The sequence below is a fragment of the Brucella tritici genome, assembly GCF_902825325.1.
In the GTDB taxonomy this organism is placed as follows: Bacteria; Pseudomonadota; Alphaproteobacteria; order Rhizobiales; family Rhizobiaceae; genus Brucella.
Map to the genome: position 1 here is coordinate 265096 of NZ_CADEAR010000007.1, position 22369 is coordinate 287464.

A 22369-nucleotide genomic window follows, 5' to 3' on the forward strand; every position below is an offset into this window, starting at 1 on the left:
GAGAGTTTCTATGGAAGAACTGATCGCACGCATCACCTCCAAAGTTGGCATCGATGCGGCAACGGCAGAAAAGGCAGTCGGCATGATCCTCGCCTTCCTGCAGAAGGAGGGTCCGGCAGCGGAAGTCCAGAAACTTCTAGCAGCATTCCCCGGTGCCGACGAAGCAATCGCGCAGGTCAAGGGCGGCGGCTTTCTGTCTGGCCTGATGGGCGGCGTGATGGGTCTCGGCTCGCAGCTCATGGGCGCTGGCCTCGGCATGGGTGAAATTTCCGGCGTTGCCAAGGAAACCATCCGCTTCGCCAAGGAAAAGGCCGGTGACGAACCAGTTGATGCCGTCATCGGTGCAATTCCGGGCCTCGGCCAGTTCGTCTGATTAAAGTTTACATGCTCGAAAAGGCCCCGGTTTCTGGGGCCTTTATTTGGACAGCCTGGAGCCTCTCCTGTTTTGATTTAACCATTGGAAATGCTCTCTCTTTGTCTTCACGCATGTCTTTCTCCCGAACCGGATGCAGCCGCGTGAATGATGGGCTGATTTCCTCCGCAGGAGGCTTGCACTTTTGCTGAAAAATCCTTCAGTATAAAACAATAGTATTTAAGTCATGTTTTTCACGATAACGTGAATCCCATGTAATAATCCCTATAAATTCAGAATGATACTTGCCGCATTGGGGATTTACTCGATGCGATGATTGCAATGTCCAGGATTGTATCGGATATTTGAACCAAGGGAGAATTTTTGTTCATTTTTTAAATATGGAGAATCGTATGCGTTTGTTTTTCCTGACTGTCAGCTCTGCAGCGGTATTGGTTGCCGGTGTCGCACAGGCCGACGTCATCGCCGATCGTCAGGCAATCATGAAGGACCTTGGACGTTCGGTTGGGTCGATTGCTCCCATGGTCAAGGGCGAGAAGCCGTTCGACGCAGCCACAGCTCTTGCTGCACTCGAAAAAATCGATGCCGACGCCAGGAAGCTGGACGTGGACACGCTGTTCCCTGCTGGTTCTGATCAGGGTGACACCGAAGCTTCTCCGAAAATCTGGGAAAACAAGGATGACTTCGTCAAGCATGTCGATAAATTCCAGACCGATGCCGCAGCAGCACTGGCAGCCAAGCCGCAGGATCTGGATGCGCTGAAGCCAGCCTTCCAGCAGGTCGCCGCCAATTGTGGTTCCTGCCATCAGGCCTTTCGCGTCAAGAAGAACTGATCTTCACTGTTGACACAGAGCACACCGGACGGAAACATTCGGTGTGTTGGATGTGAGTGGCGCGGTGCCAATGCCCCGCGCTCTAACGACCCTGTTGAATGACAGCCATAAGAGCGGTCCGCAATCGCCGGAACCGCCAGACGGGAACGGATGGAATGGTCCGAAAACTGGCATATGTCGCAGGCGCCGTGGTCGTCCTTGGAGCTGCGGCTTTCTGGATTCTGACCACACCGCAGAAGGTGGACGCGATCGTGCTGGACGCGATGAAGCCCGGCGACCCCGTCAAGGGCGAACAGGTTTTCTGGGCGGGCGGCTGCGCTTCCTGCCATGCCGCACCCGGTGCCTCGGGTGATGCGCGCAAGGTGCTGGCGGGCGGCCATGAGCTGGTTTCAGATTTCGGGACTTTCATTGCGCCCAATATTTCGCCATCCGAGCAGGGAATTGGAACCTGGACTATTCAAGATTTTGCCAATGCGATGCTGAAAGGCGTCGGAAAGCAGGATGAACATCTTTATCCGTCTTTCCCCTACACCTCATATACAAGGATGCAGCAGCAGGATGTGGCCGACCTCTTTGCCTTTATGAAAACGCTGCCGCCTTCCGAAAATGTCGCGGCCCCGCATAAGCTCTCCTTCCCTTTCAATATCCGGCGAGGGCTCGGACTGTGGAAGCAGCTTTACCTGACCGACCGGCCGGCGGTGGAAATCGCAAATGCTTCCGATCACGTGAAGCGCGGCCAGTATCTGACAGAAGCGCTTGGCCATTGCGGCGAATGCCACACGCCGCGCAACACAATTGGCGGGCTGGATACCGGCAAATGGCTGGCCGGAGCACTGTCACCGGAAACCGGCAGTGACGGAAAACGAGGCACTGTTCCGAACATCACGCCGGACGAAGCGGGCATCGGCGGCTGGAGCGAGAAAGACATCTCCTATGCATTACAGAGCGGCTTTACCCCGGATTTCGATTCGCTTGGCGGCTCGATGACCGACGTGGTTGCGAATATGGCCCATCTTGCCGAAGCGGATCGCAATGCCATTGCCGCCTATCTGAAGGCCATTCCGGCGCACCCGAACGGCTATCCGGCGCGTTGAGGGCCACGCTCCGGCATAATCTTACCGATCCTCGTTTCACTCCGGCCGGGTTTTGCTCTATATCGTAAGTTATACCAAGTCTCATCGAGTTTGAGTCATCGAGACTTGGTTAAGCCCGTGCGGCAATTGAGCATTTTCAGGGCGTGATGCCTTAGCATCTTAGCGCCCTGCTATTATAGTTGAACAGAGGGAGCAAGCTGCCTGATGACTGCCGAAGACGCTATTTTTCTTGGCGCGAGCCGCAAGCCTGACGACTCCTACCAGCAGCCGGAATATCTAGCGCTGAAATACGGTAACCGGCACGGCCTCGTCACCGGAGCGACAGGCACGGGTAAAACGGTCACGCTGCAGGTTCTGGCCGAAAGCTTTTCGGCGGCTGGCGTTCCCGTTTTCTGCGCTGACATCAAGGGCGACCTTTCCGGCATTGGCGCCATCGGCGTTCAAAATGACGGCCTCATCAAGCGTGCGGCGGAAGTGAAGCTCGACCCTTACGAAATGCGCGCCGCGCCTGTGATCTTCTGGGATATTTTCGGGGAACAGGGCCATCCCGTCCGCGCTACCATTTCAGAGATGGGGCCGCTGCTCCTGTCGCGCCTGATGAGCTTGACCGATGCGCAGGAAGGCGTGCTGAACATTGCCTTCCGCCTGGCGGATGAAGAAGGCTTGCTGCTTCTGGACCTGAAGGATTTGCAGGCCATTCTCGCTGAAATGGCGGAGCGCTCGGCAGAGCTTTCCGGCAGGTACGGCAATGTGAACAAGGCTTCGGTGGGCGCGATCCAGCGTTCGCTTCTGGTCCTCGATCAGCAGGGCGGCTCGAAATTCTTCGGGGAACCAGCGCTCAAGATTTCGGACCTTATGCGCACCACGACCGACGGGCGTGGCGTGGTGAGCGTACTCGCCGCCAACAAGCTAATGATGAGCCCACGGCTCTATTCCACCTTCCTGCTCTGGCTGATGTCGGAACTGTTCGAGGAACTGCCGGAAGTCGGCGATCCCGACAAGCCGCGGCTCGTCTTCTTCTTCGACGAAGCCCACCTTCTCTTCGATGAAGCGCCGAAGGCACTTGTCGACCGTGTCGAACAGGTGGTGCGCCTGATCCGCTCCAAGGGCGTCGGCGTTTATTTCGTGACGCAGAACCCGCTCGACGTGCCGGAAACGGTCCTGGCACAGCTTGGCAATCGCGTGCAGCACGCGCTTCGAGCCTATACGCCGCGCGAAACCAATGCCGTGAAGACCGCAGCCGATACGTTCCGTCCGAACCCGGATTTCAACACGTTCCAGGCGATCACCAATCTCGCCACCGGTGAAGCGCTGGTTTCCACGCTTCAGGCAAAAGGCGTGCCTTCCATCGTGCAGCGCACGCTGATGCGTCCGCCTTCATCGCGCATCGGCCCGCTGACGCCGGAAGAACGCGCCAAGATCATCGCTGCAAGCCCGGTTGCCGGGCAATATGATCAGGTTGTGGACCGTGATTCCGCTTTTGAAATGCTGGCCCGCAAGGCGCAGAATGCAGCAGCAGCCCAGCAAAAGACCAAGGAAGAGGAAGAAGGCGGCGGTGGCATTCTTGGCGATCTCGTCGGCACCGCACTCGGCACTGGCCGTCGCTCCGGCCGCCAGACGGTTGCGGAAGCCGCGATGAAATCCGTCGTCCGCTCGGTCGGCAATTCGCTTGGCCGCGCATTGGTGCGCGGCATTCTCGGCGGCTTCAAACGATAGAAAGCGCTGGAGCATTTCCTGTTTTGACTGAACCAGTGGAAATGCTCCAACCGTTTGTTTTTCAACCATGTCTCCCGAAATCGATACCCGCGTTCGGGAGACATGCTTGAGAATCACGCCTTCGCCGGTTTGGCGAGAGCGTAGGCTACGAGGGCATTGGCGTGACCGTGTCCCATCTCGAATTCCGACTTCAGCCAGTTGACGATTTCCATATGCTTGTCACCCTTTCGCTGCTCAATCAGCGAAAGCCAATGCTGGACAGGCTGTCCGTACTTTTTCTCGATGGACGGGAAATAGGACGCAGGCCCCTTCACCGTTTCCTTGGCAGTTTTTTCCTCGGACATGACTTCCCTCCCCTTGTTCCGACGATTTGTCCGCGCGGAAAGTGACTTATTTTCAAGGCGGCGGCAAGTTGGCGCGACACAATAGAAAAAGCCCCGGACGGTTGACTGTCCGGGGCTTTGCAATCTGCCGTTTCAGCACTCGCTATTACATCACCAGAATTGGTGACTTCGCCGGAACGCGATCATAGAGATCGATGATGTCCTGGTTCAGGAAGCGTACGCAGCCCGAAGAAACCGCCTTGCCGATGGACCACCATTCCGGATTACCGTGCAGGCGGTACAGCGTGTCTTTGCCGTCCTGGAAAATATAGAGTGCGCGAGCGCCGAGCGGGTTCTTGAGGCCCGGAGCCATGCCGCCGTTCTTGGCGCTGTACTGCACCAGTTCCGGCTGGCGGGCGACCATTTCATCTGGCGGGGTCCAGCGCGGCCACTGGCGCTTGTACTGGATCACAGCACGGCCAGACCATGCGAAGCCTTCGCGGCCGATGCCGACGCCGTAGCGCATCGCCTGTCCGTTTTCGAGGACGAGATAGCAGAAGCGGTTAGCCGTATCGATGACGATCGTACCGGGCAGTTCGCCGGTTGGGTCCTGTACAACCTGACGCAAGAAGCGCTTGTCCATCTTCTGGATCGGGATAGCCGGAAGCTGGAAGCCGCCATCCTCGACGGCGGCGTACATCTGCGCCCAACCGCCATAGGAAGAGTCGACATTGGCCTGCGGGGTGCGGTTGATCGGGTTGCCCGACTGATCCACATCAATGATTGGAACATTCTGCCCCAACTGAGCGCAACCGGCCAGACCGGCGGCCGCTGTTGCTGTCATTGCCGTCAGAAAGGAACGGCGGGTAAGGGTCGTTTGCATATGAAAACCAGGTTGGTGACGGGAGGAGTTACAGATACACATTCAGGGTTAACGAATTGCGACCCGGCCAATTGTGGCAGATGCGCGGTGAGCTGTCGAAACGGCCTCAAACGGCTGTTTCCGGTGTTCGGTTGCACGGAAAACGCCCGAGAAATGTGGCGTACACCCGTTCGTAATGCGGCCTAAACGTGGCGAAAGCCCACCAGCGCGACTCGTGTTGCAGCCGCGACACAATTTTGGGTGCAGGAGCCTGCTTTCCATAAACCGGGAAAGTTCAAATTTTAGTGATTACTCAATCAAGCAATTGGAGACTTGGCAGAATCAATGCCGGAGCGAACTGCTTGTATTCGTCGGGCTGGTTGGTCCGATTGATCCAGACCCCGCGCATACCGAACCGTACCGCACCTGCCACATCCCAGCGGTTCGAGGACTGGAACGAGATTGCAGAAGGATAAAGCCGCCATTGCAAAGTGACGAGCTCATAGACGGCGGGGGCGGTCTTGTATTTCCTGACTTCATCGACCGAAATCACGTCGTCAAGCAGGACGTCGAGCGCTGCAGAACGAACGGCGGATTCCAGCATCGCGGGTGAGCCGTTGGAAAGAATTGCAAGCCGTGCGCCCTTTTCCTTCAGGCTTTTGAGGGCCGCAGGCACTTCCGGATAGCAATCGAGCTTCCAGTAGGCATCGAGCAGGTCATTGCGCAGCGCCGGATCGACAGAAGGGTAGCGTGCGAATGCGAAATCGAGCGAATCCTCGGTCAGCTTCCAGAAATCACTATAGGCACCCATCAGGCTCAGCACCCAGGAATATTCGAGCTGCTTTGCGCGCCACAGTTCGGAAAATGCCCGTCCGTCCGGCCCGGCTTTGTCTGCATGTCGCCGCACCGCCGAATGGACATCGAATAATGTGCCATAAGCGTCGAAGACATAAGAACTATAGGACACCATTTCCTCCTGTGAGGGTCCGCCACGCATCGCGAAGCATAAAATCTAGAATTGCGCCATCCTACTGTGATTTCAATAATAATTCATTGTCTTGAAGCTGAATTGCACATTCGCGCCATTGCCGCCCGCACCGATGCGGCCTATGTAGATTCCGCACGCAAGTTTTGAGGCAGCATCTGCTCGGCCCGCCGCAAGCTGCCCACGTAAGTTGCCATGTAAGCAGAAAGAAAAGAGGAGAGTTTCCAATGGCTTTCGAACTGCCCGCCCTGCCGTATGACTATGACGCCCTTGCGCCTTTCATGTCGCGCGAGACGCTTGAACTTCATCACGACAAGCACCATCAGGCCTATGTCACCAATGGCAACAAGCTGCTTGAAGGCTCCGGCCTCGAAGGCAAGAGCCTTGAAGAGATCGTCAAGGAAAGCTACGGCAAGAACCAGGGCCTCTTCAACAATGCTGGCCAGCACTACAACCACATCCTGTTCTGGAAGTGGATGAAGAAGAACGGCGGCGGCAAGAAGCTGCCGGGCAAGCTTGAAAAGGCAATCGAGTCCGATCTTGGCGGCTACGACAAGTTCCGTGCGGATTTCATCGCTGCCGGTGTCGGCCAGTTCGGTTCGGGCTGGGCCTGGCTGTCGGTCAAGGACGGCAAGCTTGAAATCTCCAAGACCCCGAACGGCGAAAACCCGCTGGTTCATGGCGCAACGCCGATCCTCGGCGTCGATGTGTGGGAACATTCCTACTATGTCGATTATCGCAATCTGCGTCCGAAATACCTCGAAGCCTTTGTCGACAGCCTCATCAATTGGGAATTCGTCGAAGAGCTGTACGAAAAGGCCTGATGCCTTTCGTGCAGGAATAAAGAGAAACCCCGGTTTTGCCGGGGTTTTTTGTTGCTGCTATTCCTTGATTACCTGCACACCTACATGTTGCGCGCGCCCTGCTCCCCATCCGGCGATAGCAGCGCCCAACCCCAACACGGCGAAGAAGAGGCCACAGGCGGTAAAGCTGCCCGTCGCGCTGTGGATCAACCCTACGATCAGCGGGCCGATTGCGGCAAGCGTATAGCCTACGCACTGCGCCATGCCGGACAGATGCGCCGCCGTGTGTGAGTCCGGCGCCCGCAGCACGATCACCATCATGGCGGCGGCGATGAGACCGCCCTGCCCGATGCCCTGAATGACCGCCAGTCCCCAATAGGTCCATAGCGGCAAATAGAGAAAGCCGATCAACGGCAAGGCTGCACAGGCGCAGAGAATGACATTGAGCAGGCTCTGGTTCTTCTGGCGCGTGGCAATGGAAGGCACTGCGAGACAGGTAATGACCTGCGCCAATATCGAAAAGGAAACCAGACCGCCTGCCGCTGCCGGGCTGAGGCCCTGTTCGCGCAGGATCGGCGCCAGCCACCCGAAAACGATGTAGGCGGTGGAGGATTGGAGACCCATGAACAGGGTTACCTGCCAGGCCAGCTTATCCTTCCACAAGCCGATCACCTTGAAACCAGAATGGGCGACATTGTGTTTCGCACGCATGGCCTGCGGCAGCCACAACAGCAGAACGACTGCCGCCGGAACAGCCCAGAATGCCAGAGCGAGGTTCCAGGAACCGCCGAGCATCCCCTTGATGGGAATGGTGAAACCGGCTGCGGATGCAGCGCCACCACATAGTGCCATTGTATAAAGGCCGGTCATGATGGCCGCAGTTTTTGGAAAGTCACGCTTGACGACCCCCGGAAGCAGGACATTGCCTGTCGCAATGGCGGCACCGGCCAATGCTGCGCCGATATAGAGCGAATAGAACGAACCGAAGCCGCGAATGGCGGTGCCGACAGTCAGCACGACCAGCACGAAAAGCAGGACACGTTCGGCGCCGAAACGCTGCGCCAGCCGTGGTGCAAACGGCGCAAAGACACCAAGGCAGACAACCGGCAAAGTGGTCAGAATACCGGCCGCAATGGACGACATGCCGGTGGCATCGATGATTTCCGGCAAAAGCACGGAAACGCTGGAAAATACCGGTCGCAGATTGGCGGCGATCAGTACGAGGCTCAGACCCAGCAAAATGCGCATCGCCTTGCTTGGCGGCTGCTGGACTGGCGGCGGCGGAACGCTGTCCACCTCAGCGTCGACAAGCGCCTCTGGCTGCAGCATCGCCTCGTTTTCTGCCGCTTCCGACAGGGCTGTGTTCGTGTGGCTCATGATGCCAGCAACCTTTCAAGTTCTTCAATCAGGGGCGCCATGAAGCGACGAACCGTTGCACCGGCATTGTCAGGATCACCCGAGGCGATGGCTTCAACGATCTGTCGGTGCGCTTCATGGTTTGGCTCGGGCAGTTCGCCGTCGAGCGTGGCTTCTATGGATTCGCGGATGGAGGCGGAGAAAAAGGCATAGACCTCGATCAGTGCGCTGTTGCCCGAGGCCGCAACAATGGCCTCATGAAAGGCAAAGTCTCGGGCCACGAAAGTTGCCCGGTCGAGTTCATCGCGATTGCCGCGCTGTGCCAGTATTTTCTCCAGATGGACAATCCCCTTGGACGTGATGCGCAAGGCGGCGAGCCGTGCCGCCTCTGTTTCCAGAACTGCCCGGGTCTCGAAGCGGTCGCGCAGGCTGGTATGGCGGATGCGGTCGAGGCTGCGCGCCGTGTCGGCTGTGGAGCGGACATAGGTTCCCGAACCCTGCCGGGTTTCCAGCATTCCCTGTGCCACCAGCGCCCGCACAGCTTCCCGTACCGTGCCGCGACTGACATCAAGTGTTGCAGAAAGTGCTGCTTCATTTGGCAACTGGTCGCCTATCGTCCAGCGTCCGGACGTGATTTCTCCGCGCAATGCCTGCGTGGCCGAATCCGTCAATGTCTTGCGGGATATTGCCTTCATACCTTCACCAAAGTCATCTGATGACTTGATGAATTAGACCTGCGTAATGAAGCTGTCAACCGTCGTGAAGAAAGCTGATTGCGGGCTGATGCGGCGGATTTGATAATCCTGTTGTCACACTGGTATCCACTGCCGCATTCCGTTAACAATTTTCGCGCAAAGTGCCCCATAATCCAGCCGCTCGAGATTTCGAGCCAGACTTCAGGTGCCAGTATGATCACACTTTACAACCTTTCCGGAGACCACCTCGAACAAGTGGAAGTCGAGCCCGGTACTCCGTTGCCCGAGAATGTGATCTGGATCGATCTGTTTGCTCCCGGCGTCAACGAAGACAGTATTGTCGAGGCATGGATGGGCATTTCAATCCCGACCCGCGAAGACATGACGGAGATCGAGGAATCGAGCCGCTTCTATATGGAAACCGGCGCACAATATCTCACCGTGCCGATCCTGCACGCAGTCGATCTCGACCACCGCGAGCTTGCTCCGGTCACCTTCATTCTGCACGGCTCGCGGCTGATAACCGTGCGCTATGCCAATCCGAAATCGTTCAGCACCTATATCCTCCGTTCGACCAAGCCGGGCAACGGGCTGATATCAGCCAAGTGCTCGGGCCTGTCGATCATGCTTGGCATCACCGAAGCCACCACGAACCGGCTTGCCGATATTCTGGAAGGCGTGGCGGGCAAAATCGATGCGGCCTCGCACTCCATCTATCGCCGCCAGCCGAAAGCCCGCCCGATGACGACGGAGGATTTCCGGCACATATTGACCCAGATCGGTGGACAGGGAACCTTCCTCTCGCGAATGCGCGAAAGTCTGGCGGGTATCAGCCGCATGCTGGTCTATCTGTCGGCCATCAACAATCCGGCAGCCGGCAAGAAGGAAACGCGTAGCTGGATCAAGTCGCTGGAGCGCGACACGCAATCCCTGACCGCCTATGTGGATTTTCTGTCCAACAAGGTTACGTTTCTGCTCGATACGATCGTCGGGCTGATTTCGGTTGAACAGAACGCCATCATCAAGATTTTCTCTGTGGCGGCGGTTGGTTTCATGCCGCCCACGCTCGTGGCTTCCATCTATGGCATGAACTTCTCCTTCATGCCGGAATTGCAATCGCCATGGGGCTATCCGATGGCGCTTGGTTTGATGGTCGCTTCTGCCCTGCTGCCGCTCTATTACTTCCGCCGCAAGGGCTGGCTGTAGCTTGTGGTGACAACACAGGCTCACCATGTTATATCATGCGTTATAACATAGGAGAAAAGCCATGAACGTAACCCTGCGCAAAATCGGCAATTCCGACGGTGTGATCTTGCCCAAGGAAGTGCTCGAACGGCTTAACCTACAGACAGGAGACAAGCTCCAGATTATCGAAACGCAGAACGGCGTAACGCTGGAGCCCATAGACGATACTTTCGAGCAGCAGATGGAAGCAGCGCGGAAAGTGATGGACAAGTACAAGGTCGCCTTGCAGAAGCTCGCCGAATGAACTGGCGTTTTCTTTCGCGACGCGTCGTTGAGGCAATCCACGTCGAACAATTGCAGCGCCACGGCGGCGCTCAAGGGCTTCGTGACGAGAATGCTCTTGAGTCTGCCTTGGCTCGCGCGCAGAACAAACAGGTTTATGGCCAGCCGGATCATGCGGAAATCGCAGCAGCCTATGTTTTCGGAATAGGCCGCAACCATGCTTTTGTGGATGGAAACAAGCGCACCGCTATCGTTACTGCTGTTACGTTTCTGCTCGTCAACGGCTATGCACTGACCGCAGACGATGGATTGCTTTACAGTTTCACGATGGGCATTGCTTCTGGCGAAATCGATGAAACCGGCGCCGCAGCGTTTTTCCGTGACCACACGGTCGTGCTGGAAGAAGACTAGACAACCTTCAGCGATACGATTTCCCATTCGACATTATTGATTTTCACGACATCGCCGACCGGCTTGCCGAATAACAGAATAGCAACGGGCGCCACATGGGAAATCTTGCCGTTTGATGGGTCGGCCTCGTCCTCGCCCACGATGGTCCAGCGACGGACCTTGCCGTCGTCCAGATTTTCCAGTTCCACCGTCATGCCGAAACGCACGACATCACTGTCGGAAGCGGGAACCGAAAGCTCGGCATTTTCGCGCCGCGCCCTCCAGTAGCGCAGATCACGCGAGATACGCGCAATCGCCGAACGCTCGCCCGCGATATTAGCATCTGCCAGCTCGCGCTGCAGCCGGGCGATTTCGTCCTCGATCATCTTCAGGCCCGTCGGCGTGACGAGATTGCGATGCGGACTGACCGGGCGCTCGCCAAGATCGGTCGGCGCGTCATCCTGTTCCTTGGTGAATGCTCTGCTCATCAGTTGAATGTAGGCAGTTGGCACATCCCCGGCAAGCCTCCTTGCCAGATAAGCCACTCACTGTTGCGACGGTAAATGCATGATTTGCATATCTGGTTTTTATTGATTGATGAGTCAATCAACGTTAAACTGATAGACAATTAGCCTGAGAACGGACCACGATTATGCCCAAGATCGGGATGGAACCCTTGCGGCGGCGCGAGCTGATCGACGCCGCCATTCGTACAATCGGCCAGCGCGGTTCGCTGGATGTGACCGTCGCGCAGATCGCGCATGAGGCGGGCGTTTCGCCTGCGCTCGCGCATCATTATTTCGGCGGCAAGGACAAGCTCATCCTGGCCACGATGCGCCATCTGCTGCGCGAACTGGGACAGGATCTCAACGCCGCCATCGGGCAAGCGGAGACGCCGCAGGAACGTATCGCGGCCATCATAGCGGTCAATTTTTCCGCATCGCAGTTCACGCAGGAAACCATTGCCGCCTGGCTCACCTTCTATGTGCACGCGCAGCAGTCGGAGGATACGCGTCGGCTCCTGCGCATCTATGCGCGCCGCCTGCATTCAAACCTCGTCTTCGCACTTGAACAGCTGACCTCGCGCGAGCGGGCCAGCCGCATTGCCGAGGGTGCAGGTGCCATGATCGACGGACTTTACATTCGTCACGCACTTGGCGCCGATGCGCCCAATGCTGCCTCAGCCATTGCGTTGGTGGAAGACTACATCGCGGTTCAGCTTATGGGGGAGAAATGAGTATGGAAGCGGATTTCGTCATCATCGGCTCCGGATCCGCCGGATCCGCCATGGCCTATCGCCTGTCTGAAGACGGTCGCTATTCGGTGATCGTCATCGAATATGGCGTGCCCGATGTCGGTCCGTTAATCCAAATGCCAGCCGCCCTTTCTTTCCCCATGAATATGGAAACCTATGACTGGGGTTTTTCGACCGAACCAGAGCCGCATATTGGCGGGCGCAGCCTTGTAACGCCGCGGGGCAAGGTGCTTGGTGGTTCATCTTCAATCAACGGCATGGTCTATGTGCGCGGCCATGCACGCGACTACGACCACTGGTCGGAAAGCGGTGCGCGCGGCTGGGCCTATGCAGATGTACTGCCCTATTTCAAGCGGATGGAAAATTCGAGCGGTGGCCAGGAAGGCTGGCGCGGCACCAATGGCCCGCTTTATATCCAGCGCGGCAAGCGCGATAATCCGCTGTTCCATGCCTTTGTCGAGGCTGGCCACGAAGCGGGCTTTGAAGTCACCGAAGACTATAATGGCGAGAAGCAGGAAGGCTTCGGCCCGATGGAACAGACGATCCATAATGGTCGTCGCTGGTCTGCCGCCAATGCCTATCTGAAGCCGGCCCTCAAACGCCCGAATGTCAAGCTGGTCAAGGGGCTTGCGCGCAAGATCGTGCTTGAGGGAAAGCGCGCGGTTGGTGTTGAGATCGAGGCAGGTCGTAGCTTCTCGACCATCCGTGCGCGGCGTGAAGTCATCATTGCCGCCTCGTCGATCAATTCGCCGAAGCTCCTGATGCTCTCTGGCATTGGCCCTGCCGCACAACTGAAAGAACACGGAATTGAAGTGGTCGCCGATCGCCCCGGCGTCGGCCAGAACCTGCAGGACCATCTGGAAGTCTATATCCAGCAGGAATGCACGCAGCCAATCACGCTCTACTCCAAACTGAACCTGTTTTCGAAAGCGAAGATCGGCGCGGAATGGCTGTTCTTCAAGACGGGCGACGGCGCAACCAACCACTTCGAATCTGCTGCTTTCGTACGCTCTAAAGCAGGTGTGGAATATCCAGATATCCAGTATCATTTCCTGCCGGTCGCCATCCGCTATGACGGTAAGGCCGCGGCGCAGTCACACGGCTTTCAGGCACATGTCGGGCCGATGCGGTCGAAATCGCGTGGCAGCGTAACGCTTCGCTCGGCCAATCCGCGTGAGAAACCTGTCATCAAGTTCAACTATATGTCGCACGAAGACGACTGGACCGACTTCCGCCATTGTGTACGCCTCACCCGTGAAATCTTCGGACAAACGGCATTCGACGCCTATCGCGGCGCGGAAATCCAGCCCGGCGCGCATGTGCAGAGCGACGATGAAATCGATAATTTCATCCGCGAGCATGTCGAGAGCGCCTTCCATCCGTGCGGAACCTGCAAGATGGGTGCGGTTGACGATCCAACGGCGGTGGTCGATGCTGAATGCCGGGTGATCGGTGTCGAAGGCCTGCGCGTTGCGGATTCATCCATCTTCCCGCGCATCACCAACGGCAATCTCAACGGCCCGTCGATCATGGTCGGCGAAAAGGCTTCCGATCATATTCTCGGCCGTACGCCGCTGGCGTGCTCCAATCAGGAGCCTTGGATCAATCCGCGCTGGCAAGTTTCCGACCGCTGATAAAATTTAAGGGATAACAATGAAAGCACAACCCAAAGCCTCGCATTTCATCGGCGGCACATTCATGGAAGACAAGGCGGGCAAGACGTTGCCGGTCATCTATCCGGCAACCGGCGAGGAAATTGCCAAGCTCTATTCGGCGACACCCAATGTGATCGAGGCGGCTTATGCCGCAGCGCTGAAAGCGCAAGGTGAATGGGCAGCGCTGAAACCTGTCGAGCGCGGGCGCATCCTGCGCCGCACGGCAGAAATCCTGCGCGAGAAGAACAAGAAGCTGTCGAAGCTCGAAACGCTTGATACCGGCAAGGCGCTTCAGGAAACGCTGGTGGCGGATGCGGCTTCGGCCGCTGATGCACTGGAATTTTTCGGCGGCATCATTTCCGGCTTCAACGGTGAATTCGTGGAACTTGGCGGCTCGTTCGCCTATACGCGCCGCGAAGCACTCGGCATTTGCGTCGGTATCGGCGCATGGAACTATCCGATCCAGATTGCCGCGTGGAAATCCGCGCCTGCACTCGCGATGGGGAATGCCTTCATCTTCAAGCCGTCCGAGAACACGCCGCTTTCAGCGCTTGCATTGGCGGAAGCATACAAGGAAGCGGGGCTTCCCGATGGCTTGTTCAATGTCGTGCAGGGCTTCGGCGATGTCGGTGCCGCGCTCGTCAATCATCGCCTGACGGCCAAGGTCTCGCTGACGGGTTCCGTACCAACAGGCAAGCGCATCATGGCGCAGGCGGGTGAACACTTGAAGCACATCACCATGGAGCTTGGTGGCAAGTCGCCGATCATCGTGTTCGATGACGCTGACCTCGAAAGCGCTATCGGTGGCGCAATGCTCGGCAACTTCTATTCGACCGGGCAGGTTTGCTCGAACGGCACCCGCGTTTTCGTTCACAAGAAGATGCACGACCATTTTGTCGAACGGCTGGTCGAACGCACACGCAAGATTCGCATTGGCGATCCGCTGGATGAAGCAACTCAGATGGGGCCACTAGTAAACGGCGCACAGCGCGACAAGGTTCTGTCCTATATCGAAAAGGGCAAGGCAGAAGGGGCGAAGCTTGCTTGCGGTGGTGGTGTGCCGAAACTGCAGGGTTTCGACAAAGGCTTCTTCATCGAACCGACCGTCTTCACTGATGTGACCGACGAAATGACCATCGCTCGCGAAGAAATCTTCGGACCAGTGATGAGTGTTCTGGAGTTCTCCGACGAGGACGAAGTGATCACACGCGCCAACGATACCGAGTTCGGCCTCGCGGCGGGTGTGTTCACTGCCGATATCGCACGCGGCCATCGCGTAATCGGCCAGATCAAGGCCGGGACGTGCTGGATCAATGCTTATAACCTGACGCCAGTTGAAGTTCCCTTCGGTGGCTACAAACAATCTGGCATCGGGCGCGAAAACGGCATCGCCGCACTCGCTCATTACAGCCAGATCAAGACTGTCTACGTCGAGATGGGCAAGGTCGACAGCCCTTACTGACCACTGTAATCGGCCCGCGGAACTTCATTCGGTTCTGCGGCCGTCGGTGTGCAGTCATAGCGGTAAAGTTGGGGCGACGGCGTTGCCTGCGGATAGACGATGGCACGTTGCGACCGTTGGCTGGCTGGAACCGATGGTGAATTCCATAACGGCATAGCCCAGGACGGCCTTGTCAGCGTATCGGAAAAACCGGTCCCTTGAATAGGAATACGTCGACACTCGGTTCCGAGAGTACCGTTTAATCCGGCTGAGGTCGCAACACTGGTGCAGCTGATCAGGGCAAGCACCAAAGCGGTAAAAAACAGTCTCATATCGAAACACTTTCAAAACAACACTGCCAAATGCCCAAAGGTCGATCAGGCTCACGACTATAAAGCGCCTCCCCAACCCGGCTCCATTTGTACCGACAAGGCCATTCGGGACATCTTCAAACCTGAAACCAAAGATAGAAGATTTATCCAGGCGTTCAACAGCGCCCCCCTGTACGAGACGTTCAAACTTCTGCGAACAAGCAGAAGTTCTATTCTGGCATTCTATCGAGAATAGTTCCTGTTCGGCATCAGACAACATATGGTGATAGTTCCAACAGGGTTGAGTTTATCAGTCAAAATCGGGAGGTTTCAGCTATATTAGAGATTAATAATATATGCTTTGGGTGGCTAGCTAAAATCAAAGCCCCATGCAGAAGAATTTATTTGTTCAAGTACAAGAATGCATAAAATATGCACCTAAACAAAAAATATTGATAATAATACATGCTATCAATATTTCGCACATCGTGCGATTTCATATCAACAACCTGCCTTGGACTGAATGACTTGTGATGGCTAATGAGATTTCAATCTCGACCGACATGGTCGACGACAAGCTTCGCAATGATTTTTGGCGATCTGCAATCAAACCCATATATGAAATCGTGGCAGAGAACAGGAAGTACCAGTTTTCTGGAACAATTGCTGCTCGCGCACTCGGCACTTTCCATGTAGGAACGACTTCCTTCAACACCCAGAACTACTCACGCACACGCAAACTCATCGCACAGGGTGGGCTTGATCACTACGTTCTGCAACTTATTACGGCAGGCAGTTTACGCGGCGATTTCAACGGGGTCGATGTCGTGGCAAAGCCTGGAGATATTATTATCATCGATCTGACACAGACCGTAGAAAGCCAGGCATCCGCCGGCTCACGCATCACTGTGACAATCCCCCGCAATGAACTGGAGGGGATAGTAGGCTGGCGCAATTTACACGGCCTTGTCTTGTCAGTGAATGCTCCCCTGACGCGTCTGCTTTTTGAATATCTCCATAGTCTGCAATCATTGATTGGCAAACTGGACAAGGCCGAAGAAAAATCAGCGCAGGAAGCAATGCTGACACTGCTTGGCGCAGGCATCAAAGGCGTTGCCAGAGAAGAAATGCAGAGCCTTCCCGTCAATCTTCCCATGCGCAAGACTATCCTCGCCTATATCGACCATAACCTGTTCAATCCTCTGCTGGGGCCAAATCTTATCGTCCAGAATCTTCGCGTCTCCCGCTCACGTCTTTACCGGACATTTGATACAGAGGGTGGTGTTGCCACAATCATTCGTGAGAAGCGGCTCGATCATGCCTATCGCATTCTGGTCGGCGAGCGCGAGCGTAGCAGACACGTGACATTCAAGGAAATCGCTTATCGCTGCGGATTTCATGACGGCGCACAGTTTACCAGGGCATTCAAGATTCGTTTTGGCATTTCCCCAAAGGAAGCTCGTGAGACAAAAGCCCCGCTGCTATCGTCAGATATAGGCAACTTCGATTATACGATACACCTTGCCGAAGAAGCCGCCAAACTCGGCGTTGTCAAACCCTAGCCCGTCAACCGGAAGAAAGACGGTCCAGAAAGTCATCGCACCAGTGATTGACGTCGTGGGTGATCAGAAAAGCCATCATGCTTTCAAACCGCTCCTTACGTTCCTCAAGTGGCATAGCAAGTGCGCGCGCCATAGCATAAGCCATCGCCTCGGTATCATAGGGGTTGACCAGAAGCGCGCCGTCCACCAGTTCCTGCGCGGCACCGGCAAAGCGGGACAGGACTAGCACGCCCGGATTCTCGGGATCCTGTGTGGCGACATATTCCTTGGCGACAAGATTCATGCCATCGCGCAACGGTGTAACCAGTCCCACAGCGGCAAGCCGATATAACCCTGCCAGCACTTCCCGGTTCAAAGAGCGATTGATGTAACGTATTGGCGTCCAGTCGACGGTAGCGTTCGCACCATTCACTCGCCCGGCAAGTTCCGCCACCGCGCGTTGCATGTCCTTGTATTCTGGGACTTCCGAGCGGGATTTCGGCGTGACCTGCAGGAAAGTGACCTTGCCACGATTGCCGGGATCAACCTTCAAGAAATGCTCGAAAGCTTCCATTCGGTTGGTGATGCCCTTGGAATAGTCCAGCCGATCGACACCGATGATAAGATCGCGGTCCAGCATGCTGTCGCTCATGCGCTTTACCGTCGGGTGGCGTTGCGCCTTTTTGGCTATCTCGGCGAATGCGGCTGTCTCGATACCGATGCCGAAGCGCTCGGCACGGAACTGATGTCCGAAAGCCTCGAACAGACCGTCATCATCGAGACGCTTGCCGATTTTCTCCCGCCGCAGACAGCCGATGAAATTATCGACGTCGTTCTCGGTCTGGAAGCCCACCACATCATAGGAAGCAAGGCCACGCATGATCGTTTCATGCACGGGCAGCGTGAATAGAATATCAGCGGGAGGCCAGGGAATATGCAGGAAAAAGCCGATGCGATTGGTGACACCGAGATTGCGTAGTTCGGCGGCCAGTGGAATGAGATGGTAATCGTGAATCCATATCACATCCTCCGGCTCGATCATCGGTAGAAGATGCTTCGCAAACAAGCGATTGACCCGGAAATATCCCGCCATGTCCTTGCGCGTGTAATCGATCAAATCGAGACGATAATGACAGAGCGGCCAGAGCATGCGGTTGGCGAAGCCAGCATAATATTCATCGATATCCTTCTTGTGGAGATCGAGCAGCGCGTAGCGAATGGAGCCCACATCGCGGATCGCCAGTTCCTGTGTTTGGCGATTGGGAAGTGTCTTTCCGGACCAACCGAGCCAAATACCGCCGCGTTCGCTGAGCGCCGCCTGCAACGCAACTGCCAAGCCGCCCGCAGGCGCCTTGCCCTGCTCATCAGGCAACGGAACACGATTGGAGACCACGATCAGTCGGCCCATACGTCAAGTCCTTTCAGTATTATTCTCATTCACGATCCCAGAAAGCCAAAGCCACAGCTCACCCGGGCTTGCCAGTCTGGCTGCGCCCGGATGGTCGATCGCACGGCCGATCACGACGGCTGTACCGCCAAGTTTGCGCGCCGCGCCAAGCATCGGTAAATCTGTCAGGTCGTCGCCGAATGCGATCGGCACCCTCCCCGCAAATGGCTCTTCTTCCATGAAGCGGCGCAAGGCAGCACCCTTGTCGCTGATTGCCGGGCGCAGCTCGAAAACCATCTTGCCTGATTGCACGATCCAGTCCGGCCCGGCGAGCTTCAGTGCCTTCCCGACGAGATCATGTGCCAGATCGGCTTTTTCTGGCGCGGAGCGATAATGAAGGGCAACCGCACTACCCTTGTCTTCGGCGAGAAAGCCGCTGACGCGAAGTGCAGCCTGTCGTAGAAAATCCTTCGCAATCAAAAAATGTTCGCCGGGCTCGATCAGCTCAACCAACCCGGATGCGTGCCGGAATTCGGCACCATGCAATGCGGCTATGGGGCCGCGATAATCGGGAAAGCGTTCTTCGATGAACGCAATTGCCCGGCCCGTGACCAGCGCCATTGCACCGGACAGCCGGTCGGAAATGAGCGAAAGCGATTTTTGCAGGCCAACTGGAACGATAACGCCATCGGGATTGGCCGCGATATCGAGCAGTGTTCCGTCCACATCGAAAAAAAGGGCGTTTTTTTGAAAGTCAATGACCGGCATACCGATCTGATCGGTTGCCGGGTCCTGTTCCTTGCTGGGCATGTTAAGGCAAACATCCGCGACGGCGAATGGTTCCCGAATAAATTCTACCCGCTCCTATTCCCTACCGGTCAGGCGGCCCTACGTGCGCCCATAGACATCATCGAAACGCACAATGTCGTCTTCGCCCAGATACTCGCCGCTTTGCACCTCGATAAGCACAAGTGGCAGGATGCCCGGATTTTCCAGCCGGTGGCGGAAGCCGCAGGGGATATAGGTCGACTGGTTGGTCGTGAGCAGAATCTCGCGGTCGCCATTGGTGACCTTTGCGGTGCCGGAAACGACGATCCAGTGTTCGGAACGGTGGTGATGCGCCTGCAAGCTCAGGCGACGCCCCGGCTTCACTTCGATCCGCTTGATCTTGAATCCGTCGCCTTCCTCGAGAACCGTATAAGTGCCCCATGGACGATGCGCAGTGCGGTGAAGCTTGGCCGCTTCATGACCGCTTGCCCGCAGCTTGTTGAAGACCTTTCGCACTTCCTGCGCCTTGTCTCGATGCGCCACAAGCAAAGCATCCGGTGTGTCCACGACAAGCAGATCGTGAACGCCGACAAGGCTGACCAGCCGGGTTTCGGATAAAACAAAGCTGTCGGTCGTGTCTTCGATAACCGTCTCACCGCGCAGACGGTTGCCGTCGTCATCCGGCGCGATAAGATCGGCCATCGCCGCCCAGGACCCGATATCAGACCAGCCGCAAGACACCGGAATGCAGGCAATATTTTCGGCCTTTTCCATGATCGCGTAATCGATGGAAATCGCAGGGGCCGTCGCAAAATCATCCTTTGCGATTTCGATGGTCCTGGTCTCACCGTTGACGCCGCGTCGGGCATGTTCAAGCGAAGCCTGCACGGCATTGAAGATTTCCGGCGCAAAATGCTGCATTGCTGCAAGCATGGTTCCGGCCGTGAAACAGAACATGCCGGAGTTCCAGAAATATCGACCGCTCTCGACATAGGTCTGCGCGGTCTCGGCATCAGGCTTTTCAACAAAACGCAGCACATCCGTACCTTCGGCTTCAATATAGCCGAAGCCGGTTTCCGGATGATCGGGCACAATACCGAAAGTGACGATGCGGCCTGTTTCAGCAAGCTGCCGGGCTCTCGTCACAGCTTCGGCAAAAGCAGCCTCGTCCTCGATCAGATGATCGGCGGGCATGACAAGCAATGTCGCGTCCGGACCATATGTCGCCGCAGCATGCAGAGCCGCGACCGCCACAGCAGGTGCCGTATCGCGTCCAAGCGGCTCCAGCAGAAATGCGTTGTCGACCTTGGGCGCCTGGGCGTCCGCATAGGCATCGAGTGTCAGGAACAGGAAGTCGCGATTGGTCACGGTGAGGATATGGTCCACACCATCGAGCTGCGCGGCACGCTTGTAGGTCTTGCCGATCAGAGTGCTGCCGTCCGGCAGGTCGATGAATGGCTTCGGGTGCGCATCGCGCGAAAGCGGCCACAATCTGGAACCGGAGCCGCCGCTGATAATGACAGGAATAAAGCTCATTGCTCAGTTGTCCTTCGTTGCGTTGCGGGCGATAGCAAGTCCCGTTTCCAGAAGCGTCTCCGCCTGGTTCTCGTCTGAGGCTTCCACATAGCATCGCAGTTCCGGCGCATTGCCGGAAGCGCGGTAGTGAATTGCATTGCCTGAATGAAAGAAGAGTTTCACGCCGTCAATCGTTTCGGAACGAACAATCGGATCATCCCGATGAAACAGGCCATTGCGCGCCGTTTCGTTCTTCAGCGAGGATAAAAATGCGAGGCTCTTTTCCTGCGGAATGTTCTGAAGCCGGTCGCTCAGCGCGAAACGGAAATGAAAACCTGCTGCGATTTCAGACAAGGGCATGCCAAGTTTCTTGATAGAACCAAGACAGCCGAGAATCGGCAGCAAGGCATCACGCGTCGGCAGAGCAATCAGCACGCGGTCGCCCCGACTGATGTCCGTGCCCAGCAACACACCGCCATTGGCCTCAAAACCGACAACCGCCGATGTGCCCTCCGCTCCAGCTTCAGCCATGCCTTCGATGACATAGGGCGACCCCACGCGGGTTCTGATGACGCGATCAAAATGCTCTTCAAGAGCGGAATTCGAGGTAACCGGCGTCACAATGGTTTTGACGCCAAGCCAGCTGGCGGTGATCGCACCCACAAGATCACCCCGCACGAAACGCCCTTTCTCATCCGCGATCAATGGACGATCAGCATCGCCATCCGTAGAAACGATGGCGTCGAAGCGGCTTTCCTTCGCCCACTGGCTGAGAAGCTCAATATCTTCGGCGCGCAGGGCTTCCGTGTCGACGGGCACGAAGACATCGGACCAGCCGAGCGGGACTGCTTCGGCACCAAGCTCGATCAGGATACGCACAATGAGATCACGCGCTACGGACGAGTGCTGATAGACCCCGACGCGCAAGCCGCGAAGGCTCTCAACTTCCGCAAAACCAACACAACGCTTCACGTAGTTTTCGATTGCATCACTGCTGAGAGGCGCATCGTTCAAATGACGAAAGACGAGATTTTCAGGCAGAGTGGCGTAAACCGCGCTGATCGCACTCTCGTCGTTCTTGTCGATTTCTCCATCGTTGCGATAGAATTTAAGTCCATTGCGGTCATCCGGAATATGGCTGCCCGTGACCATGATGCTTGGGGCCTGCTGCGAGATCGCATAAAGGCTCAACGCCGGCGTGGGCAACACGCCGCAATCGACCGCTCGAAATCCTGCGTCCTCGATTGCCGCCATGCAAAGTGCTGCAATGGCCGGGCTCGATGGGCGAAGGTCGCGACCAACAAAGACCTTGTCACCTGCCCGCAATTTTCCGGCTTCAGACAGCATTCTGATGAAAGCAAGGGAATAGGCATAAGCGGGCAAACCATTCAGTTCGTCCGCTAACCCCCTAAGACCGCTCGTGCCAAATTTCAGGGATGTGCCGCTCATGCAATCCGCCAGATCTTTTTCCAGTGTCGAACAGAACGCGCCTTGAAGCGCGCCCCGCTTAAAAGTGTAGCCATCTTATAACGTGAACCTGCGAAGTATCATCCCCACATTGGTGCAACCATATGCATCTTATTGTTGGTCATAATCCGT

The 22369-nt window shown here is 56.5% G+C and carries 22 protein-coding genes; 12 read left to right on the plus strand and 10 right to left on the minus strand.

What is annotated here, in order from left to right; translation table 11 throughout:
- The first annotated feature begins 10 nt into the window (after positions 1-10).
- The 4 genes from HWX93_RS12825 (at position 11) to HWX93_RS12840 (ending at position 4016) form a co-directional block, all read left to right on the plus strand.
- On the plus strand, positions 11-373 hold the full coding sequence (locus HWX93_RS12825; RefSeq protein ID WP_109987907.1) for a DUF2267 domain-containing protein: 363 nt from the start codon (positions 11-13) through the stop codon (positions 371-373).
- A 392-nt stretch (positions 374-765) separates the two neighbouring features.
- The gene (locus tag HWX93_RS12830) at positions 766-1206 is read left to right on the plus strand and encodes a c-type cytochrome (protein WP_109987906.1); all 441 of its coding nucleotides are present in this window, start codon (positions 766-768) and stop codon (positions 1204-1206) included.
- Between the two features lie 155 nt (positions 1207-1361).
- Positions 1362-2300 (plus strand): cytochrome c, encoded by a 939-nt coding sequence (locus tag HWX93_RS12835; RefSeq protein WP_109987905.1) that lies wholly within the window; start codon positions 1362-1364, stop codon positions 2298-2300.
- A 204-nt stretch (positions 2301-2504) separates the two neighbouring features.
- Complete coding sequence (locus tag HWX93_RS12840; RefSeq protein ID WP_176037545.1) at positions 2505-4016, plus strand: helicase HerA-like C-terminal domain-containing protein; 1512 nt, start codon at positions 2505-2507, stop codon at positions 4014-4016.
- A gap of 113 nt (positions 4017-4129) precedes the next feature.
- Here HWX93_RS12840 and HWX93_RS12845 read toward each other — a convergent pair whose 3' ends face one another.
- From HWX93_RS12845 to HWX93_RS12855, 3 genes are all read right to left on the minus strand, one after another.
- Positions 4130-4360, minus strand: coding sequence for a DUF4287 domain-containing protein (locus HWX93_RS12845; RefSeq protein WP_109987903.1), 231 nt, complete (start codon positions 4358-4360; stop codon positions 4130-4132).
- Positions 4361-4505: 145 nt separating this feature from the next.
- Complete coding sequence (locus tag HWX93_RS12850) at positions 4506-5222, minus strand: L,D-transpeptidase (RefSeq protein WP_061347206.1); 717 nt, start codon at positions 5220-5222, stop codon at positions 4506-4508.
- A 292-nt stretch (positions 5223-5514) separates the two neighbouring features.
- Positions 5515-6168, minus strand: a complete 654-nt coding sequence (locus HWX93_RS12855; protein ID WP_151556504.1) for a haloacid dehalogenase type II — start codon at positions 6166-6168, stop codon at positions 5515-5517.
- 245 nt (positions 6169-6413) lie between these two features.
- Here HWX93_RS12855 and HWX93_RS12860 point away from each other — a divergent pair, with 245 nt between their 5' ends.
- Positions 6414-7010 (plus strand): superoxide dismutase, encoded by a 597-nt coding sequence (locus HWX93_RS12860; RefSeq protein WP_012092469.1) that lies wholly within the window; start codon positions 6414-6416, stop codon positions 7008-7010.
- Positions 7011-7067: 57 nt separating this feature from the next.
- On the opposite strand, the gene HWX93_RS12865 is transcribed toward HWX93_RS12860, so the two are convergent.
- Positions 7068-8318, minus strand: coding sequence for a CynX/NimT family MFS transporter (locus tag HWX93_RS12865; protein ID WP_235920671.1), 1251 nt, complete (start codon positions 8316-8318; stop codon positions 7068-7070).
- Positions 8319-8362: 44 nt separating this feature from the next.
- Positions 8363-9040 (minus strand): FadR/GntR family transcriptional regulator, encoded by a 678-nt coding sequence (locus HWX93_RS12870; RefSeq protein WP_109987899.1) that lies wholly within the window; start codon positions 9038-9040, stop codon positions 8363-8365.
- Positions 9041-9253: 213 nt separating this feature from the next.
- Between HWX93_RS12870 and HWX93_RS12875 the strand changes: the two genes are divergently transcribed.
- The 3 genes from HWX93_RS12875 (at position 9254) to HWX93_RS12885 (ending at position 10918) form a co-directional block, all read left to right on the plus strand.
- Entirely contained in the window at positions 9254-10246 is a 993-nt protein-coding gene (locus HWX93_RS12875) for a magnesium transporter CorA family protein (RefSeq protein WP_109987898.1), read from the plus strand.
- A 61-nt stretch (positions 10247-10307) separates the two neighbouring features.
- A complete protein-coding gene (locus HWX93_RS12880) occupies positions 10308-10529 on the plus strand; it encodes an AbrB/MazE/SpoVT family DNA-binding domain-containing protein (RefSeq protein ID WP_109987897.1) in 222 nt (73 codons plus the stop codon).
- A complete protein-coding gene (locus HWX93_RS12885) occupies positions 10526-10918 on the plus strand; it encodes a type II toxin-antitoxin system death-on-curing family toxin (RefSeq protein ID WP_109987896.1) in 393 nt (130 codons plus the stop codon). Before HWX93_RS12880 ends, HWX93_RS12885 begins: the two co-directional genes overlap by 4 nt.
- Here HWX93_RS12885 and HWX93_RS12890 read toward each other — a convergent pair.
- On the minus strand, positions 10915-11385 hold the full coding sequence (locus HWX93_RS12890) for a GreA/GreB family elongation factor (RefSeq protein ID WP_109987895.1): 471 nt from the start codon (positions 11383-11385) through the stop codon (positions 10915-10917). The genes HWX93_RS12885 and HWX93_RS12890 overlap by 4 nt on opposite strands.
- A 164-nt stretch (positions 11386-11549) precedes the next feature.
- On the opposite strand from HWX93_RS12890, the gene betI reads away from it, so the two are divergent.
- The 4 genes from betI to HWX93_RS12910 all read left to right on the plus strand — a co-directional run bounded on the left by betI (position 11550) and on the right by HWX93_RS12910 (position 17121).
- Positions 11550-12134: a transcriptional regulator BetI gene (betI, locus tag HWX93_RS12895; RefSeq protein WP_176037546.1), complete on the plus strand. Its 585-nt coding sequence runs from the start codon at positions 11550-11552 to the stop codon at positions 12132-12134.
- Positions 12135-12136: 2 nt separating this feature from the next.
- Positions 12137-13786, plus strand: coding sequence for a choline dehydrogenase (gene betA / locus HWX93_RS12900; protein ID WP_140019956.1), 1650 nt, complete (start codon positions 12137-12139; stop codon positions 13784-13786).
- 19 nt (positions 13787-13805) lie between these two features.
- Entirely contained in the window at positions 13806-15269 is a 1464-nt protein-coding gene (gene betB, locus HWX93_RS12905; RefSeq protein WP_140019912.1) for a betaine-aldehyde dehydrogenase, read from the plus strand.
- An 823-nt stretch (positions 15270-16092) separates the two neighbouring features.
- Positions 16093-17121 (plus strand): helix-turn-helix domain-containing protein, encoded by a 1029-nt coding sequence (locus HWX93_RS12910; protein ID WP_235969107.1) that lies wholly within the window; start codon positions 16093-16095, stop codon positions 17119-17121.
- A 4-nt stretch (positions 17122-17125) separates the two neighbouring features.
- On the opposite strand, the gene otsA is transcribed toward HWX93_RS12910, so the two are convergent.
- The 4 genes from otsA to HWX93_RS12930 all read right to left on the minus strand — a co-directional run bounded on the left by otsA (position 17126) and on the right by HWX93_RS12930 (position 22219).
- Positions 17126-18508, minus strand: coding sequence for an alpha,alpha-trehalose-phosphate synthase (UDP-forming) (gene otsA / locus HWX93_RS12915; protein ID WP_176037547.1), 1383 nt, complete (start codon positions 18506-18508; stop codon positions 17126-17128).
- A gap of 3 nt (positions 18509-18511) precedes the next feature.
- Positions 18512-19297: a trehalose-phosphatase gene (gene otsB, locus HWX93_RS12920; protein ID WP_176037548.1), complete on the minus strand. Its 786-nt coding sequence runs from the start codon at positions 19295-19297 to the stop codon at positions 18512-18514.
- A 78-nt stretch (positions 19298-19375) separates the two neighbouring features.
- Positions 19376-20791 carry a mannose-1-phosphate guanylyltransferase/mannose-6-phosphate isomerase gene (locus HWX93_RS12925; protein ID WP_176037549.1) on the minus strand — a complete coding sequence of 472 codons (1416 nt, stop codon included), beginning with the start codon at positions 20789-20791 and terminating at the stop codon, positions 19376-19378.
- A gap of 3 nt (positions 20792-20794) precedes the next feature.
- A complete protein-coding gene (locus HWX93_RS12930; RefSeq protein ID WP_176037550.1) occupies positions 20795-22219 on the minus strand; it encodes a phosphomannomutase in 1425 nt (474 codons plus the stop codon).
- Positions 22220-22369 lie beyond the last annotated feature (150 nt).